The organism is Streptomyces sp. DH12 (genome assembly GCF_020873895.1).
Classification (GTDB): domain Bacteria; phylum Actinomycetota; class Actinomycetes; order Streptomycetales; family Streptomycetaceae; genus Streptomyces.
In genome coordinates this window covers 1-786 of sequence record NZ_JAHWGT010000217.1, presented here as the reverse complement: position 1 = coordinate 786, position 786 = coordinate 1, and the positions used below count along the sequence as shown (strand labels likewise).

General features: G+C 70.4%; 1 protein-coding gene. It reads right to left on the bottom strand.

Annotated features, from left to right (window positions below):
• Window positions 1–520, bottom strand: a 520-nt coding sequence (locus LPA54_RS33615) for a peptidoglycan-binding protein (protein ID WP_228984498.1), incomplete at its 3' end; no start/stop codon positions are given.
• Between the last annotated feature and the right edge of the window lie 266 nt (window positions 521–786).

Here is a 786-nt window from a genome sequence, read left to right as displayed (position 1 = left end):
AGGACTGGGAGCGGAAGCCGCTGGTGACCCCGATCGGCTGGTCGCCGAGCGCGCGCCGCAGCGCCTCCAGCTTCCACATGGTGCGCAGGGCGTTCGCCTTCGCCGTCGCGGCGCTCACCGCGCCGCCCGACCAGGTCGAGGTGCAGCGGTTCCGCTCGGAGTAGTCGAAGTGGACCGGAGTGCAGTCGTCGTCCTGGAGGGCGTACAGCTTGCTGAAGGTGTTGGGACCGGCCACGCCGTCGGCGGCGAGGCCGTAGGCGGACTGGAAGCGCTTGAGGGCGGCGGTGGTGGCCGGACCGAACTCGCCGTCGACGGCCAGCACGGCGCCGTAGCCGGGGTAGCCGCTCAGCCGGATCTGGAGCTGGGTGACATCGGCGCCGGACGCACCCTGGGACAGGGTGCGGTTCCACGTGTAGCAGCCGTCGGCGTGCGCGGTCCCGGCGGTGGCCAGGGAACCCGCCGCCAATCCAGCCATGAGCATGACAATGGACAGTACGAGTCTCAGTGCGCGTTTCAGCATGCGGTCTCCGCTTCCGGTACGAGAGATCGGGGTGGGCAACGAGCCGTGTGACGCGCGTCAACCATGGGGCACACACACGGCCGAGCGCAAGGTGTCCCGGATCGGAGCACGCCCCTCGCGCGTGAGCCCTGTACGCGCCCCCAGGTGGCTGCGGAGAATGCGGTGCCGGTCCACCCCTCCCCGTGAAGTGCCCTACGTTCCGCCCCTGTCGGACCCTCCGCCGAGGAAAGCAGGTCGATCGCCGTGTTGCTGCGTCTGCCCACGTC